The sequence below is a fragment of the Streptomonospora arabica genome (assembly GCF_039531585.1).
In the GTDB taxonomy this organism is placed as follows: Bacteria; Actinomycetota; Actinomycetes; order Streptosporangiales; family Streptosporangiaceae; genus Streptomonospora; species Streptomonospora halophila.
Genome location: NZ_BAAAQI010000002.1, coordinates 1 through 16,474, shown reverse-complemented (window position 1 = coordinate 16,474; position 16,474 = coordinate 1). Strand labels below are relative to the sequence as shown.

The 16,474-nt window shown below is 73.2% G+C and carries 11 protein-coding genes and 1 pseudogene; all 12 read left to right on the top strand.

The window, feature by feature from the left end; genetic code table 11:
* Positions 1 to 6: 6 nt before the first annotated feature.
* Positions 7 to 555 carry a DUF3180 domain-containing protein gene (locus ABD284_RS03205; RefSeq protein ID WP_344140791.1) on the top strand — a complete coding sequence of 183 codons (549 nt, stop codon included), beginning with the start codon at positions 7 to 9 and terminating at the stop codon, positions 553 to 555.
* A 596-nt stretch (positions 556 to 1,151) separates the two neighbouring features.
* On the top strand, positions 1,152 to 1,595 hold the full coding sequence (locus tag ABD284_RS03200) for a PH domain-containing protein (RefSeq protein ID WP_344140790.1): 444 nt from the start codon (positions 1,152 to 1,154) through the stop codon (positions 1,593 to 1,595).
* A 2,328-nt stretch (positions 1,596 to 3,923) separates the two neighbouring features.
* Positions 3,924 to 5,192, top strand: coding sequence for a PH domain-containing protein (locus ABD284_RS03195; RefSeq protein WP_386699743.1), 1,269 nt, complete (start codon positions 3,924 to 3,926; stop codon positions 5,190 to 5,192).
* A gap of 312 nt (positions 5,193 to 5,504) precedes the next feature.
* Positions 5,505 to 5,747 (top strand): DUF320 domain-containing protein, encoded by a 243-nt coding sequence (locus tag ABD284_RS03190; RefSeq protein ID WP_344140789.1) that lies wholly within the window; start codon positions 5,505 to 5,507, stop codon positions 5,745 to 5,747.
* A 1,408-nt stretch (positions 5,748 to 7,155) separates the two neighbouring features.
* Positions 7,156 to 7,413 (top strand): DUF320 domain-containing protein, encoded by a 258-nt coding sequence (locus ABD284_RS03185; protein ID WP_344140788.1) that lies wholly within the window; start codon positions 7,156 to 7,158, stop codon positions 7,411 to 7,413.
* Between the two features lie 398 nt (positions 7,414 to 7,811).
* Positions 7,812 to 8,702 (top strand): Rossmann-like and DUF2520 domain-containing protein, encoded by an 891-nt coding sequence (locus ABD284_RS03180; RefSeq protein ID WP_344140787.1) that lies wholly within the window; start codon positions 7,812 to 7,814, stop codon positions 8,700 to 8,702.
* 89 nt (positions 8,703 to 8,791) lie between these two features.
* A complete protein-coding gene (gene panC, locus ABD284_RS03175; RefSeq protein WP_344141464.1) occupies positions 8,792 to 9,667 on the top strand; it encodes a pantoate--beta-alanine ligase in 876 nt (291 codons plus the stop codon).
* 61 nt (positions 9,668 to 9,728) lie between these two features.
* Positions 9,729 to 12,353: an L-aspartate oxidase gene (locus ABD284_RS03170; RefSeq protein WP_344140786.1), complete on the top strand. Its 2,625-nt coding sequence runs from the start codon at positions 9,729 to 9,731 to the stop codon at positions 12,351 to 12,353.
* Positions 12,354 to 12,384: 31 nt separating this feature from the next.
* Positions 12,385 to 13,164, top strand: coding sequence for a type III pantothenate kinase (locus ABD284_RS03165; protein ID WP_344140785.1), 780 nt, complete (start codon positions 12,385 to 12,387; stop codon positions 13,162 to 13,164).
* Between the two features lie 72 nt (positions 13,165 to 13,236).
* Positions 13,237 to 14,733 carry a bifunctional lysylphosphatidylglycerol synthetase/lysine--tRNA ligase LysX gene (lysX, locus tag ABD284_RS03160; protein WP_344140784.1) on the top strand — a complete coding sequence of 499 codons (1,497 nt, stop codon included), beginning with the start codon at positions 13,237 to 13,239 and terminating at the stop codon, positions 14,731 to 14,733.
* A gap of 613 nt (positions 14,734 to 15,346) precedes the next feature.
* Complete coding sequence (locus ABD284_RS03155; RefSeq protein WP_344140783.1) at positions 15,347 to 15,667, top strand: LuxR C-terminal-related transcriptional regulator; 321 nt, start codon at positions 15,347 to 15,349, stop codon at positions 15,665 to 15,667.
* A gap of 148 nt (positions 15,668 to 15,815) precedes the next feature.
* Positions 15,816 to 16,337, top strand: a pseudogene (locus ABD284_RS03150) (amino-acid N-acetyltransferase); the annotation flags it as partial.
* Between the last annotated feature and the right edge of the window lie 137 nt (positions 16,338 to 16,474).

The following is a 16,474-nucleotide window of genomic DNA, read 5'->3' as shown; positions in this document are numbered from 1 at the left end:
GAGGTTGTGAGGACTGTGTACGACGACAACGAGGACGGGCCCGAGGACCACCGGAGCGGCGGCGGCTCCGGCGACGGGGGCGACAACGGCGAGGGCCGGATCCGGCCGACGGGCTGGCAGACGCCGTCGGCGGTCGCGGTCGTCTCGGCGGTGGCGGCCTTCCTGGTGATCGACGAGGTCTACGGCGCGATCCCGATGCTGCCGTGGAGCGCCATCCCCACGCTGCTGCTGCTCGCCGCCGCGGAGGCCATCACGGCGGTGCACACCCGGCGGCGGATCCGCCGGGTGCCGGGCACCGAGCCGATCGAGCCGCTGAGCACCGCCAGGCTGGTGGCCCTGGCCAAGGCGAGCGCGGTGTTCGCGTCGATCGCCGTGGGCGCCTTCGCCGGGATGCTGGTCTCCCTGCTCGACCGCCTCGGCGCGGTCGACGTCCGCACCGACGCCCTGACGGCCGGGGGCACCCTGCTGTCGGCCGCGGTCCTCCTCGCGGCGGCGCTGTACCTGGAGTACGCCTGCCGCGTCCCGGACGACTCGGCGGGGCAGGAGTCGTCCTAGAGGGAGTCGGGGGCGTCGGGCCGCGCCTCCCGCGGTGAGCACGCCGGCGTAGCCGAGCGCCGACCTGGGGCCGCGATCGCGAACAGCAGTGCCGCGCTGGAGCCGACCGTGTTCTCGACGTGCCCGCTCGCCAGGAGTCCGAGCCGGGTCCTGCCCGGCCCTTCGTCGACGTGTTCTCTCCCATGCGCCGGGAGGGCCGGCAACGGCCGAGGCGCACGACTCCACTCATCCATCGGGCGCCGAGCGGCGGTCAGGGGACGTGCCATGGCGAATCCCCTTCTCTCGGGCATGGTGCGCGTGCACCCGCTCGGAGCAGTGCGGCACGCCGGAAACCGCCGCTTGGCGGTGCTGTCGGGCGGTTCGTCCTGCCCTGTGCGCGGCGCCGCCGCGGAGTGGCATCGGGATGATTGACTGGAATCGTGGACTTTGCCGCGTCTGAGCCAGTCTCCGAGCAAACCGCCTCCAGCCCGCGGGAGGACAGCGGGCCGCCGACCGAACAGGACACGTCCGCGACCTCCCAGCCGGTCGGCCGCGAGGCGCGCGCCGCGCGCATCGAGGCTGCCTTCGCCGCGCCGGAGGGCAGCTCGTGGACCCGTGTGTCGACGTCCCTGACCTGGTATCGCAGGTTGGTGCTGCTCGCCGTGCTTGTCCCGGTGCTGCTGCTGGGCGGGGCGGCGCTGTGGGCCGTCGGCTGGGTGTGGGCGCTCGCCTGGGCCGTTCTGGTGGCCGCCGGCGGCGCCGCGGGGTGGTGGGCCGCCCGCGCCATCCGCGCCACCTGGGGCTACGCCGAAGGCGAGACCGACCTGTACCTGACCTACGGCCTGGTCACCCGCCAGCTGGTGGTGATCCCGTACGGGCGCATGCAGGTCGTCGACGTCACCTCCGACCTGTTGGAACAGACGCTGGGTATGGCCACGGTGCAGGTACGCACGGCGGCGACGACCGCCGACTCCCGCATCCCGGGCCTGCGCCTGGACGACGCCGTGCAGCTGCGCGACCGACTGGCCGCGCGCAGCGAGACCTTCTCGACGGGGCTGTGATCCGTGAGCGACGCCGACCACCCCGCGTCCGGTCCGCCCGCCGGCGGCCGGCCCGCCGACGGCCGCCGCAGGCCGGACTCCGGTTCCCCGGGCGCCCGCCCGCGACCGTCCGAGTCCGCCGACCCGGCGCACCCCGCCGCCGAGTGGTTCGGTCCCGAGCCCGCCGAACCCCGGAACGATCCGGATGCCGCTGAGGAAGCCGGCGAAGCCGCGGTGTCCTCGGAGGCCGCCCAAGACGAGCGTGACGCGCGGAGCGACGATGCGCCCGATGCCGGCTCCGAAGCCGAAAGCGGAGCCGGTGCTGCGGCGGGTGCGGGCCGTGGTGGTGATCGGTCGGTGGTGTCGGCCGAGGGGTGGTTCATGGCTGAGGCCGCGGAGGCCGGTCCGGGGCGCGAGGGCGTTCGCGGAGCGGGCTTTGGTGACCGTGAGCCCTTCGCCGGTGGGGAGTCGGAGGTCGAGGGTCCCGGTGGTGCGGTTGCAGGTTCCGGCAGCGGTGGGGAGCCGGAGGCGCAGGGAGTCGAACACCAGAACACCGGACAGGGGACCGGCCACAGCACCGGCCGGGACCGTTCCGCGCGGCAGCCGCCCGCGGAAGCTGTCGGCGGCGACAACGACGAGGCCGCAGCCGCGCCCGCCGAGACAACGCGCCGGGACGAGTCCGACGCTCGTGAAGCGGCGGTGCGCGGATGGGCGGGCGAACCGGGTGCGCCCTCGGCGCACTGCGAGCCGGACCCGGACGAGGGCGCCGAGGACTGGGTCTTCGAACGTCCCGCCGAGCGCGGCCTGTCCGAACTCCGCCCCGTGACCGCGCCGACGGACACCCACCGCCACGAGCAGGTGGCGCCTCCGCCGATCGCGGACCGTCCCTACTACGCGCCGCGCGGCGCCGATGACCTCGATTCGGACCTGAGCCCGTCCGCGCGTGCGTCATCTCGCTCCGACGGCGCGGCCGACGTGCCCCACGGCGAATCCGAGGACCCGGCTACCGGCTCGGCCCGTCCGGCTGAAGAGACCGCAGTGGAGCAGCCAGGGGCGGAACGATCGGCCGATGACGGCCCGCGGCTTCCGCGGGGCGCAGTCGGAGACCAGGCGAGGGATCACGCTACGTCTTCCGATGCTGGCCCGCGCCACGCCGCGGGTGCGGACGGCGATGCCGCCGGTGGCGAGTCGGGGCCGACGCGTGCGGCATCTGATGCCGGGCCGGGGCATCGCGGCGCCCGTGGCGCGGTAGGTGATCAGCCGAAGGACATCGGCGCGGCATCCGGGGCGGGTTCGCCTGCCGCCGCAGAGTCGGACAGCGCCGCGCGTACCGGCGGCGACGCCGCCGTCGGCTCGGAGGAGGCCCCCGGGCCGCCGAGTGTCACGCGCGGATCGTTCGGCGGCGGCCCGGACCGGTGCACCGGCGACGGCCCGCTGGGCGGTATCGCCGAGCCCGCTACGCATGCGGGCGCTGCCCAGCGGTCGGACGCGCCCGGCGGCGCTGACGAGGGCGAAGGCGATCTCCTCGGGACGGGTACCGGCGGAGAGGCCCAGCGCCTCGATGGCGACGGCGGTGCCCCAGGACGCTGGGAGGACGCAGCCGCCCGCACCGCTGGCGGCGGTGCGCCCGGCGCCGACGTGGTCGGCACGGACGCGTCCGGCGTCCCCGTCGCCGAGTCGGACAGCCAGCACCCCGTCGGACAGGCGAAGCGCCGACCAGGCCCCAGGATCGTGCCCGCGCACCCGTCGCCGCCCAGCGGAGCCGCGGCGCAGCCGTCGGCCGGCGCGGCCCCGCAGCAATGGGCGCGTCCGCCCGCCGGCGATCCCGGCCGCCCCGAGCAGTCGGCGCCTTCGCACACGTCGGTTCAGGGTGCGTCGGGCGTGTCGCACTACGGCGCCGGACCAGCGCAGTCCGGGCCGCCCCCGCCCGCTTACGGGCCCGGCACGACGCAGTACGGTCCGGGGTCCGGCTTCACGCAGAGTGCATCGTCGGGTCATGCCGGCCCTGGGGGTTCGCCGGATGCTGCTTCGCCCGGTCGTTGGGGGCCGGTCGCTCCGCCTGGGCACGGCGGTAGGGCGCCGGACGCGCCGGGCGCGGGCGGCACGAGCGCCGGCGGGCCGCCGGGTGCGGCCCCGCCCGGTTATGGGGGGCCGCTCGGCCCACCCGGACACGGCGGTATGGCGCCGAACGCGCCCCGTCCCGCCGACGGGCCCGTGCGCTTCCTTCCGCCGACGGTCGCGGGCCATCCCGCTCACCCCGGCCAGGCAGCGCCGCAGACCGGTGCGGCCCAGGCAGGGCCGAGTGAGCCCGACATCGCCCATGGCGCCCACCGCACGCACTGGGCCTCCGTGCCCCTCCAGGTCCTCCTGGTCACTCTCGTCTTCCTGGCCCTGCCGGGATCACTGCTGGTCCAGTTCGGCCTCGTCTGGGTCCTGCTGATGACGCTGGCGGTCGCCTGCGGCGCCGTCGCGTTCGCGCTGCTGGCCTGGTGGAACTCCTCCTTCGGGCTCCGCGACGACCACCTGGTCGTCCACTCCGGCCTGCTCCGCCGCTCGTCGCGCGAGATCCCGCTGAGCCGCCTGCAGGCCGTGGACGTCGTGCGTCCGCTGCTCATGCAGGTCCTGGGCCTGGCCGAACTGCGCGTGGAGCTCGCCGGAGGCGACTCCAGCGAGATCAGGCTGCGGTACCTGTCGTGGGGGCGGGCGGAACGGCTGCGCGCCGCGCTGCTCGCGCACGCCGCGGGGCTCGCGGGCAGCACGCCCAAGGCGCCGGAATGGCCGTTCTTCCGGCTGCCGTTCGGGCTGCTTCTGGGCGCCCTCGCCTTCCGGCTGCCCGTGTTGGGCAGCGTGGTCCTGTTCGTGCTCCTCATCGCCGCCGGCGGTGCGGTCGTCAGCAGCACCGGCCTGTTCGAAGCAGGGGTCCTCGGCGGCGCCGTGCCGCTGCTCCTGGGTCTGATGCGCGGGTTCCTCGGCCCGTTGATGCGCTACACCGACTTCTACAGCTCCCTGTCACCCGACGGGCTGCGGCTGCGCTACGGGATCTTCCAGGCGCGCATGCAGACCGTGCCGCCGGGACGGGTGCAGGCGGTGCGCATCGTCGAGCCGCTGCTGTGGCGCGCGATGGGCGTCGTGCGGGTGGAGGCCAACGTGGCCGGCTACGTCGGCGAGCGGCAGATGGATTCCTCGACCCTGCTCCCCGTCGTCCCGCGGCGGATCGCCTACCTGCTGGTCCGTGAGCTCTTCGCCGGCGCTGACGTCTCCCGAACGGCCCTGCACCCGGCCGCGGGCGGGCGGGCCCGCGACGGCGATCTCGGCGTCGACGAGCAGTTGTTCGTCGCACGCCGCGGCCGGGTGTGCCGCGTCACCGAGATCGTGCCCCATACGCGGACCCAGAGCATCCGGATGACCGCCGGCCCGGTGAGCCGCCGGCGTGGAGTGGCCACGGTCGAGGCCGACACGCCGCCCGGACCGATCCGGGCGCACGCGAGCGGCCGTGAGATCGCGGAGGCGCGCCGGATCGTCGAGGGCATGGCCGCCTTCGGGCACGCGGCCCGCCACTCGAACGCGGGGCCCGAGCGCTGGGCAACCCGTAGCGAGCCGCCGCCTTCGGCGCGCTGACCGACCGGTCCGCCCCGTGCGCGATGAAGTACAGGCGCCTGTGGCGTGTGTCACATGGCCGGCCGGCGGTCGCCGCGAAGGCCTGTCTGGCCCGGAGGTTCGTGGGGGAATGTCCGGACAATACGTGCCACGCTAAGTGCCTGAATGATTGCCGCCAGTTATTCGCTTTCGCCGAGTTGGTGAAAAGACGGGACGCGGGTGCGAGTGTGTGGCTAGATTGGTGTCTCGAACGCGATGTGTAATCGTGTTCTCACGCACAGTCGACAATCCCGGGTGGCCCTGTCCGCCCGGCCTGGATAAGGGGAAATCCACGTGCTGAAGAAGACCCTGGTCGCCAGTGCCCTGACCGCCGCCGCGGCCGGCGCGATCCTCGCGAGCGCGCCGAGCGCTTCCGCCGACGACGACATCATGACCTCGGGCAACGGCTCGATCCTGGGCGGGAACCAGATCGTCGCCGACCTGAACGTCCCGGTCAACGTCTGCGGCAACGGAATCGGCATCCTCGGCAACGGCGGCGGTGCCTGCCACAAGTCCGGCGCGATGGTCTGGGAGTAACACTGCGCCGCGTGCTTCCGCCAAGCGGGGGCACCCACCGAGCACCGCGAGCCGGCGTCGTCCACGGGCGGCGCCGGCTTCGCGCTGTTCGGGGCTCCGATGTCGCCCTCCGCCCTGTTGCGAAGAGGGGGTGACGGTTCGGATGGGATGAAGCAGGCATTCCAGGCGAATGGGGCCGAGTAGGAGCGGATGGCGGCCGTCGAGAGGGCGACGAAACCGCTCTGATGCATGCCCCTGCACCCCGGCGCGCCGCAGTGGGTCTTCTGATTAGAGAACTTATACCACTTTGACCGATTTGCCCCCGGATCGCATGCCCCCTGCTCCCGCGAGGGCGACGACATGCGCCAAATACTCCTCTCCGAGGCCTCTCGGCGCTGGTTCTGGCGGTTTCGTCGCCATTCGGGTGCATGCGGTGGGCGTCAATACTGACATAGCGGGCAAATCGACCGTCATTTTTTCGGATTGCGGAATGATGGTGGGGTGGCGGTGCCTTCCCGCTGTTCGAGCGCGGATCGTGCTTCCCGTGCCAGCAGGGGGTGCCGATATGACCGGAACGTCAAACTCCAGTGCCTTCGGCGCCTGCACCCCCGTGCGCGGCCGTCGCTGCCTGCCGCGTCGGGCGCGTGACTGGCGGGTACCGGGACCGATGTCCTGAGGTTGGGCCCTCCGCTGCTTTTGGTGCCGCGTCGCCTGCGTGGCCGGCGGGCGCGGGGTCCGATGCTCACGCGCTGAACCGTCGCATGCGTGACCGACGGGAACCCGGTGCGATGTGCGCGGGCTGGACCTTCCACGGCTGTTGCTGCCTCGTCGGGCGCGTGACCGGTGGGCACCGGGTGCGATGTGCGCGGGCTGGCCGTGCGCTGTCGTTGCTGCTTCGTCGGGGGCGTCACCGGCGGGCACCGGGTGTGGTGTGCGCGGGCTGGACCTTCCACGGCTGTTGCTGCCTCGTCGGGCGCGTGACCGCGGGCACGGGGGCCGGTTCTCGCAGGCCGGGCCGGGAACGGCCGTTGCTGCTCCGTCGGGGGGTTCCGGTCCGAACCGGTTCCGGTGGTGGGTGTCGTGTGGGGATTCTGTGTGACCGCAACCGGGGCAGAAGTTTTGTCGCCGAAACTCCCGATAGCTCGTGCGCGGAACCGGGGCTGCTGGGGAGCGAGGAGTGTGGCCTGGGTCTCATTCGGCCTCTGGTGTGGTGGTACGCGTGCGAGGTACCCCGCCCCATGTCCGGACAAGTCCGTTCACTAAGAGTGCGGTACCAACCTCTTTCCGTTATGGATGCAGGTGAACGTGTGTGTGAGTGAGGGTGCCGACGGCTACATCCCTGCCAGGCGCCCGAGGATGCAGGGCGCCCGGACGCAAACGACCACGACGACCGGCCGCCCCCGACCGGTCTCCCAAGAAGGGAAGCCACGTGCTGAAGAAGTCCCTCGCCGCCGCTGCAGTCGCCGCCGCCTCCGGCGCGGTCTTGTTCGGCGCCACCCCCGCCTACGCCGCCGCCTACCCCTACTCGGACGTCATCCCCGCAGGCAACGGCGGCTCCGTCTCCGGTGGCAACGGGTCCTGGGTCGACTCCGAGAACACGACGAACGGCTGCGGCAACTCCTCGTCCACCCTCGGCACCTCCGGAGCGGGCTGCCAGAACAACGGAGTCATGATCAACACCGACTGAGCCGCGGGCAGCGGTCGCGCTCGACTCGGCGGGTCGGTGCACCGCATCGTCCGTCCCCCACCCGCGCGCGGCGTCCCGTGCCCCTGGCGCCCGCGCGGGGCGATCGGCGCCTCATCCCAGGCGCCCGCCCCTCTACCGCCCTCACCACTCTCCCTGCGCAACCCGCACACCGCCCCTCGCTCCCTGAGCTCTACCTCACCACCTCCCGCCTCCACGCCCACACCCCCACACGCCCGCGCCCCCGCGCCCTTCACCTCCGCACCCCCACGCCCGCACCCACCCACCCCCCACACCCCCCCGCCCACGCCCTCACGGGTGGCATGGACACCCATGCCCTCGGCTGAAAGTAAGCTGGCCGCGCAGATGTCCGGTACCCGGGTGGACTGGAACGAGGTGCGATGCAGCAGGCGGAGAACACGCAGCGGCCGGCTCGGCTGAGCGTCGGCGTCGTCGGCGCCGGCCGGGTCGGATCGGTCTTGGGGGCGGCGCTGGAGCGTGCGGGCCACCGGGTGGTCGCGGCCTCCGCGGTCTCCGAGGCCTCGCGCGAGCGCGCGGCCCGGCGCCTGCCCTCGGCGCGCATCGCCGAGCCCGCCGAGGTCGTCGCCGAGTCCGACCTGGTCCTGCTCACCGTGCCCGACGACGCGCTGGAACCGCTCGTGGGCGGGCTCGTCGAGACCGGCGCGGACTTCACCGGCACCTTCCTGGTCCACGCCAGCGGCGCACACGGATTCCACGCGCTCGCACCGGCCACCTCCGCCGGAGCGCTCCCCCTCGCCCTGCACCCGGTGATGACCTTCACCGGCCGCGACGAGGACCTCGACCGCCTGGCCAGCTGCTCCTTCGGCGTGACAGCTCCCGACGCCCTGCGGCCCATCGCCGAGGCGCTGGTCGTGGAGATGGGGGCCGAACCCGTGTGGATCGCGGAGGAGCACCGCACCCTGTACCACACGGCCCTGACCGGTGGCGCGAACCACCTGGTCACCCTGGTCGCCGAAAGCGCCGCGCTGCTGCGTGCCGCGGGTGTCGAGCACCCCGCGCGCATGCTGGGGCCGCTCCTTGGCGCCGCCCTGGACAACGGTCTGCGGCTGGGTATGGACGGCCTCAGCGGCCCGGTTCTGCGCGGCGACACCGAGACCGTGTCCGCCCACATCGACGAACTGCGCCGCCATTCGCCCGAAAGCGTGCCCGCCTATGTGGCCCTCGCCCGCCTGACGGCTGATCGCGCTCTGGCCGCCGGACTGCTCAAGCCCCACGATGCCGAACGCCTGCTGGACGTCCTCCAGGCGTGAGCGACTTCCCCCGCAACCAGAGAGACATCCCCATGACGGACCCCACCGATACACCCGGCGGCGCCGCGCCCGACCCCGCCGCCACCCCCATGAGCCCCCACACCCCAAACACCCCCACCACCCCCGCCCTCGCACGCACCCCCGAGGAGCTGGCCCACCTGCGCGCACGCCTGGGCGGCCGCGTGGCGCTGGTGCCCACCATGGGCGCGCTGCACGGCGGGCACCGCGCGCTGATGGCCGCCGCCCGCGAGCAGGCGGACGCGCTCATCGTCAGCGTCTTCGTCAACCCGCTGCAGTTCGGCCCCGGCGAGGACTACGAGAACTACCCCCGCGATCTCGACGCCGACATGCGCGTGTGCGCCGAAGAGGGCGCCGCCCTGGTGTTCGCGCCGTCGGCCGAGGACATGTACCCCGGCGAGCAGATCGTGCGCGTCGACCCCGGTGAGATGGGCGGGGTGCTGGAGGGGGAGTTCCGCCCCGGCTTCTTCAGCGGTGTCCTCACGGTCGTCTGCAAGCTGTTCAACCTGGTCCGGCCGGACGTCGCCGTCTTCGGCCAGAAGGACGCCCAGCAGCTCGCGCTGGTGCGCCGGATGGTGCGCGACCTGAACCTGCCGGTCACCATCGCGGCGGCGCCGACCATGCGGGACCCCGACAACCTCGCGTCGTCGAGCCGCAACGCCTACCTCGGCCCCGAGGAGCGCCGCAGCGCGCTCGCCCTGTCCAAGGCGCTGCTGTCGGGGGCGGACGCCTCGCTCACCGGGCCGGTGGGTATTCTCAGTGCGGCCCGGGCAGTCCTCGACGAAGCGGTCGCGGGCGACCCACCGGTCACCGTGGACTACCTGACACTGGTCGACGCGAACACCTTCGCGGAGGTCCCCGGCGACTTCCGCGGGGACGCCGTGCTCCTCGTCGCGGCCCGTGTCGGGGGGACCAGGCTGATCGACAACGTGCCGCTCACTCTGTGAACCGCTCCGGTGAACCGCTCCCCGGGGCGGCGGGCGGCACCGGGACGAAGGAGGATCCGCGGTGTCGGACACGCCCCCCGAGCTTCCGCGCAAGCTGACCGCCCCCGACCCGGGCTGGACGGCCTCGGCCGACGTCGTGGTCGTCGGCTCCGGTATCGCCGGCCTCAGTACCGCCCTCCGCTACACCGAGCTGGCGCCGCACGGCCGGGTGGTGCTGGTCACCAAGGATCTCCTCGCCACGGGTTCGACGCGTTGGGCCCAGGGGGGCATCGCCGCGGTGACCGACCCGGCCGACGCCCCGCTGTCGCACATGGTCGACACGGTCGTCGCCGGGCGGGAGCTGTGCGACCCGGCGGCCGTGCGCACCCTGGTCACCGCCGGTCCCGACGCGCTGCGCTGGCTGGTGGAGCGCGGTACGGCGTTCGACCGCTCCGCTGACGGCAACCTGGACCTGACGCGCGAAGGCGGCCACCGCGCCCGCCGCATCGCCCACGCCGGAGGCGACGCCACCGGCGCCGAGATCGAGCGGGCGCTCATCCACGCCGTCACCGACGACCCGCGCATCGAGGTGATCGAGCACGCCTTCGCCCCCGACCTGCTGACGGCCCGCCCCGCCGGTGCGGGCGGCCGACCGTCAGCCGCCGGAGTCACGGTCCACGTCATCGGCGAGGGCGAGCGCGGCGGCGTCGGCCGGGTCCGGGCGCGCGCCGTCGTACTCGCCACCGGCGGGATCGGCCAGGCCTTCGCCTCCACGACCAACCCCGAGGTCTCCACCGGCGACGGCCTGGCGCTGGGCCTGCGCGCCGGCGCCGTGGCCGAGGACCTGGAGTTCGTGCAGTTCCACCCCACGGTGCTGTGGCTGGGCGCGCAGGCGCGCGGACAGCAGCCGCTGATCTCGGAGGCGGTCCGCGGCGAGGGCGCGTTCCTGGTCGACACCGAGGGCCGCCGGTTCATGAGCGACCGCCACGAGCTGGGCGATCTGGCCCCCCGCGACGTGGTGGCCAAGGGGGCGGCCGAGGCGATGGCCCGCACCGGCGCCGACCACGTCCTGCTGGACGGCCGCCACTTCGGCGCGCGGATGTGGGAGGAGCGCTTCCCCACCATCCTCGCCGCCTGCCGCAAGCACGGTATCGACCCGGTGACCGACCTGGTTCCGGTGGCCCCGGCCGCCCACTACGCCTCCGGCGGCCTGCGCACCGACCTGCGGGGCCGCTGCGGGATCGGCGGCCTCTACGCGGTCGGCGAGGTCGCCCGCACCGGCGTGCACGGCGCCAACCGGCTGGCGTCCAACTCGCTGCTGGAGAGCGTGGTCTTCGCCCACCGCGCCGCCGAGGATCTGGCCGAACGCACGGCCGCCGACTCCGCCGACTCCGCCGAGCCCCTGCCGACCTCGCCGACCGCGGCCGCGCCGGAAGGCCGCCCCGGGCTGGTCGCCCCCGCCAACGTCGCCCGGATCCGCACCGTGATGTCGCGGTGCGCCGGCGTGGTGCGCGAGGAGGCGGGCCTGCGCGCCGCCCTCGCGGAGCTGGCGGAGATCGCCGAGGACCCCGCCAACGGCGGCGCCGTGCCCGGCACTGCCGCCTGGGAGGCCACGAACCTGCTCACCGTCGCGGCGACACTGGTCCACGCCGCTCTCCTGCGGGTACGGGCCGACGCCGACGCCGCCGGAGCCTCCGGCCCGGCCGCTGCGCTGCCGGCCCGGCTGAACGTCCGGGTGGCGCTGGGCGGGCGCCACGAGCTCGCCCCCGCCGAGTCGGACCCGCTGTCCGGGCCGCTGGAGAAGGAGCTGGAGGGCGCCGCCCGCTCGGGCGGCCACGCCGGCGGGGGAGCGGCCGGCGTCCTCGACCGGGTGCGCACCGCGCTGAGCGAGGACCTGAGCCTGCCCGGCGGGGAGGGCGGTACGGGCGTCGACACGACCAGCGTCGCGACGATCCCCGCCGGCCAGATCCGCACCGCCGACGTGGTGGCCCGCGCCGACGGCGTGGTGGCCGGCCTCCCGGTCGCCGAGCTCGTCTTCGCCGCGGTGACCGGCGGCGTGTTCGAGGTCGAGCGCCGCGCCGCCGACGGCGACCGGGTCGCCGTCGGGGACGTGCTGATAAGCGTCACCGCCCGCACCCGCGACCTGCTCACCGCCGAGCGCACCGCGTTGAACCTCCTCACGCACCTGTCCGGAATCGCCACCGCGACCGCCGCCTGGGTCGAGGCCGTCGCGGGCACCGGCGCGCGCGTGCGGGACAGCCGCAAGACGCACGCGGGCCTGCGCGCGCTGGAGAAGTACGCGGTGCGCTGCGGCGGCGGGGCCAACCACCGGTTCGGCCTGGCCGACGCGGCGCTGATCAAGGACAACCACGTGCTGGCCGCGGGCGGCGTCGCCGAGGCCGTCCGGGCCGTGCGCGAGGCCTTTCCGGACCTGCCCCTGGAGGTCGAGGTGGACCGGATCGACCAGATCGAGCCGGCGCTGTCCGCCGGAGCCGAGGAGATCCTGCTGGACAACTTCACCGCCGGGCGGCTGCGCGAGGCGGTTGCGCTGACGGCGGGGCGGGCGCGGCTGGAGGCCAGCGGCGGCCTGCGGCTGTCCGAGGCGGCATCGGTCGCGGCGACCGGTGTGGACTTCCTGGCGGTCGGCGGGCTGACCCATTCCAGCCCAGCGCTGGACATCGCGCTCGATCTCCGGGACATTCGCTGAGATCCGCACAACTCATCACGAGAGGCCCCAGATGCTCCTTGCGATCGACGTCGGCAACTCGCACACGGTCCTCGGCCTCTTCGACGGCGAGCTGCTGGTCGAGCACTGGCGGGTCTCCACCGAGGCGCGCCGAACCGCCGACGAGTGGGCCGTGGTGCTGCACGGCCTGATCGGAGGGAGCTCCATCATCGCCAGCGGGCAGGTCGACGGCATCGCGCTGTGCTGTTCGGTGCCCTCGGTCCAGCACGAGATGCGCGAGATGTTCCGCCGCCACTTCGGCGACGTGGCCGCCGTCATCGTCGAGCCCGGCGTGAAGACCGGCGTGCCGGTGCGCATGGACAACCCCAAGGAGGTCGGCAGCGACCGCATCGTCAACGCGCTGGCGGCGGTCCAGCAGTACGGCGGCCCGGCCGTGGTGGTGGACTTCGGCACGGCGACGACGTTCGACGCCGTGAGCCCCAAGGGCGAGTACGTGGGCGGGGCGATCGCGCCGGGAATCGACATCTCGGTCGAGGCCCTGTCGCGCCGCGGAGCGCAACTGCACATGGTGGAGCTGGTCAAGCCCCGCTCCGTGGTCGCCAAGAACACCACCGAGGCACTGCGTTCGGGCATCGTCTACGGGTTCGCCGGGCAGGTGGACGGGATCGTCGACCGCATGGCCCAGGAGCTGACCGACGACGCCGACGACGTCACCGTCGTGGCGACCGGCGGGCTGGCGCCGATGGTCGTCGACGAGTGCGAGACCGTCGACGTGCACGAGCCCTGGCTCACGCTGGTCGGGCTGCGCCTGGTCTTCCAGCGCAACGCCTGACGGGGCCGGCGGCCCGGCCGGGAGGCGATCGCACGTCGGGGCCACCCGCGCCGGGCCGATAGGATTCACGACGTGAGCGAAGGACTGGACGAATCCTACGACGACCTGCCCGAACAGATGCGGGTCCGGCGGGAGAAGCTGGACCGCCTGCGTGCGGAAGGCACCGACCCCTTTCCGTTCGGGTTCCCGCGTACCACCACGATCGGTGATATCCGCGACAAACACGGGCACCTCACACCGGATTCGGCCACCGGCGAGCGCGTCGGCATCGCCGGGCGCGTCATGCTCTACCGCACCGGCGGCAAGCTGTGCTTCGCCACTCTCCGCGACGCCACCGGCGACCTGCAGGTGATGCTGTCGCTGGACAAGCTGGGCCCCGACTCGCTGGCGGCCTGGAAGAGCGACGTCGACCTCGGCGACCACGTCGGGGTCGAGGGCGAGGTCATCACCTCCCGCCGCGGCGAGCTGTCGGTGATGGTCGACTCCTGGAAGCTGACCGCCAAGTGCCTGCGCCCGCTGCCGGAGAAGCACCGCGGCCTCACCGACCCCGAGGCCCGGGTCCGCCAGCGCTACGTCGACCTGATCGTCAACCCCGACGCGCGCGCCATGGTGCGCAGCCGGGCCGCAGCCGTGCGCGCCCTGCGCGACGGGCTGCACGAGCGCGGCTACACCGAGGTCGAGACCCCGATGCTGCAGCGGGTGCACGGCGGCGCGACCGCGCGGCCCTTCACCACGCACATCAACGCCTACGACCTGGACCTGTACCTGCGCATCGCGCCCGAGCTGTACCTGAAGCGGCTCGTCGTGGGCGGTATCGAGAAGGTCTTCGAGATCAACCGGAACTTCCGCAACGAGGGCGCGGACTCCACGCACAACCCCGAGTTCACGATGCTGGAGTTCTACCAGGCCTACGCCGACTACGACGTGATGGCCGACCTCACCCGCGAGCTGCTGCAGGACGCGGTCCGCGCCGCGTTCGGCGGCACCGTGGTGGAGCGCGGCGGGACCGAGTACGACCTCAGCGGTGTCTGGCCCTCGGTCCGCCTCTACGACGCGGTCTCCGAGGCGGTCGGCGGGGAGGTCACCCCGCGCACGCCGCTGGAGTCGGTGCGCAAGCTCGCCGACGCCCGCGGCGTCGAGTGGAGTCCGGACTGGGGGCAGGGGAAGCTGGCCGAGCACCTGTTCGAGGAGCTGGTCGAGCACACGCTCCAGCAGCCCACGTTCGTGCGGGACTTCCCGGTGGAGACCAGCCCGCTGACCCGCCGTCACCGCGAGGACCCGCTGGTCACCGAGAAGTGGGACCTGATCGGCTTCGGCATGGAGCTGGGCACCGGCTACTCCGAGCTCGTCGACCCGGTCGAGCAGCGGCGCCGGCTGACCGAGCAGTCGATGATGGCCGCCGGCGGCGATCCCGAGGCGATGCAGCTCGACGAGGACTTCCTGCGCGCGCTGGAGTACGGCATGCCGCCCTCGGGCGGGGTCGGCGTGGGCGTCGACCGGCTGCTGATGGCGCTCACGGGGCGCAACATCCGCGAGACCATCCTCTTCCCGATCGTCAAGCCCGAGTGAGCGCGGCCGGGCCCCGGCGGGTGCCGGGCGCCCCGCCGCGCGATCTCGTTGCCGGATCGTGATGTTCCGGGATTCGGGGAAACCGCAGGTCAGTGGCTGTGTATCAGAACACCCCCAGTAAGCTCCGCGTGGTGCCCGCGCGGGGTGCTCAAGGCCGCGGTGTGAAGGTTCTTTTCGCAGGTCAGTCTCATCTATGAGGTTTCCTCAGGCGCCACGCCTGTGACCTGGGATGATTGCGATATCACGCAAAGTAGTCAAACCGACCTTGACGGGCAGTTCGCATCGGCCTAGCGTTTCAAACCAGCGGAGCTCCGCTCCGCTGGTTTGCCGTAGTGGATCGATATGACGGTGAGTGAGGATGGCTGGGCACGGCTTGGCCGGTTCCACCATTCTTGGCCGTGAGCGCCCGCGTGCGATCTGTCCGTCCCAGACCGCACCGACCGGTGGCGAACGCCCCTGCTCGCCGGGCGCTTCGTCCTTGTGCCAGAAGGACGTCGCAGCACCGGAGCCGGGAAGTCGCACCGGGGAACGTCGGCGCCCGCGTGTCCAGAGGCGCGCCTCCGCCCATCGCAGATCTCTTCGGTGACGAGTTGTTGTTCCGCACTCACCACGGATGAGGGAGGACGGAGTGGAACAGGCCACACTCGTACGTCGTGCCGCGAACGACCCGGGGACCCCGCTTGTGCGCGAAGGAATCGTGCCGACCCCGGTGCCGGTCCCCGAAGGGGGAAAGAACCTTCCGGTCAGCCTGACCGACGACGAACTCCAGCTTCTCGCTGAGATCGCCACCGGTGTGACCACGGACGTGGCCGCCCGGCGCCTGGAGCTGAGCGCGCGCACCCTGCGCCGCCGACTCCGGGCGATCTGCGACCAGCTGGGGGTCAACACCCCCATCGAGGCTGTCGTCTGGGCGGCGCGCAAGCAGCTGATCTAGCCAGAGGTACCGAAACCGACCGCACCATCCGGCTGAACGCACCCCTCGATAACCGACGTCGCGGCACGCCGCCCCCGCCCTGTCCCGGCGGGGCGGCGGGCCCGCCCCGTGGCTGCGCGGCGCCGCAGGCGAGTAACCTGATGCGGTCATGCACGCAACCCAGGTCACCGTGCGCCGCGCGCGCACCCGCGACGTCGCCCACATCCGGAGGCTCGTCGACTCCTTCAGCGGCGAGCGCCGGGTGCTCACCAAGAGCACGGTCAACCTCTACGAGGACGTCCAGGAGTTCTGCGTCGCCGAGATCGGCGACGGCGCGGACCGCGCCGTGGTGGGCTGCGGCGCCGTGCACGTCCTGTGGGAGGACCTCGCCGAGGTCCGCACGGTGGTCGTCGACCCCGTCGCCCAGGGCCGCGGCGTCGGCCACAGCATCGTCGCCGCGCTGCTGGACCGGGCTCGCGAGCTGGGCATACGCAGGGTGTTCTGCCTGACCTTCGAGACCGCCTTCTTCGCCAGGCACGGTTTCGAGCCGATCCAGGGCGCGCCCGTCTCGCCGCGCGTGTACGAGGAGCTGCTGCGCTCCTACGACGAGGGCGTGGCCGAGTTCCTCGACCTGGAACGGGTCAAGCCCAACACCCTGGGCAACACCCGGATGCTGGTGCACCTCAACGAGCCCGGCACCCCGCGCACGCCTCACAGCAGGCGCATCTGCTTCTCGCGCGGCCGCCGGCGCGTGGCCGACTCCTCGTCGACCGGCATGGTCAGGCCCGGGTCGATCGCCTCCAGGAACGCCGAAGGTGCCGTGTCGTA

Excerpts from the sequence above, each read along its gene's own strand:
- ABD284_RS03180 (WP_344140787.1), top strand. The coding sequence starts at position 7,812 with ATGCAGCAGGCGGAGAACACGCAGCGGCCGGCTCGGCTGAGCGTCGGC.
- panC (WP_344141464.1), top strand. The coding sequence starts at position 8,792 with ATGAGCCCCCACACCCCAAACACCCCCACCACCCCCGCCCTCGCACGC.
- ABD284_RS03155 (WP_344140783.1), top strand. The coding sequence starts at position 15,347 with ATGAGGGAGGACGGAGTGGAACAGGCCACACTCGTACGTCGTGCCGCG.
- ABD284_RS03165 (WP_344140785.1), top strand. The coding sequence starts at position 12,385 with ATGCTCCTTGCGATCGACGTCGGCAACTCGCACACGGTCCTCGGCCTC.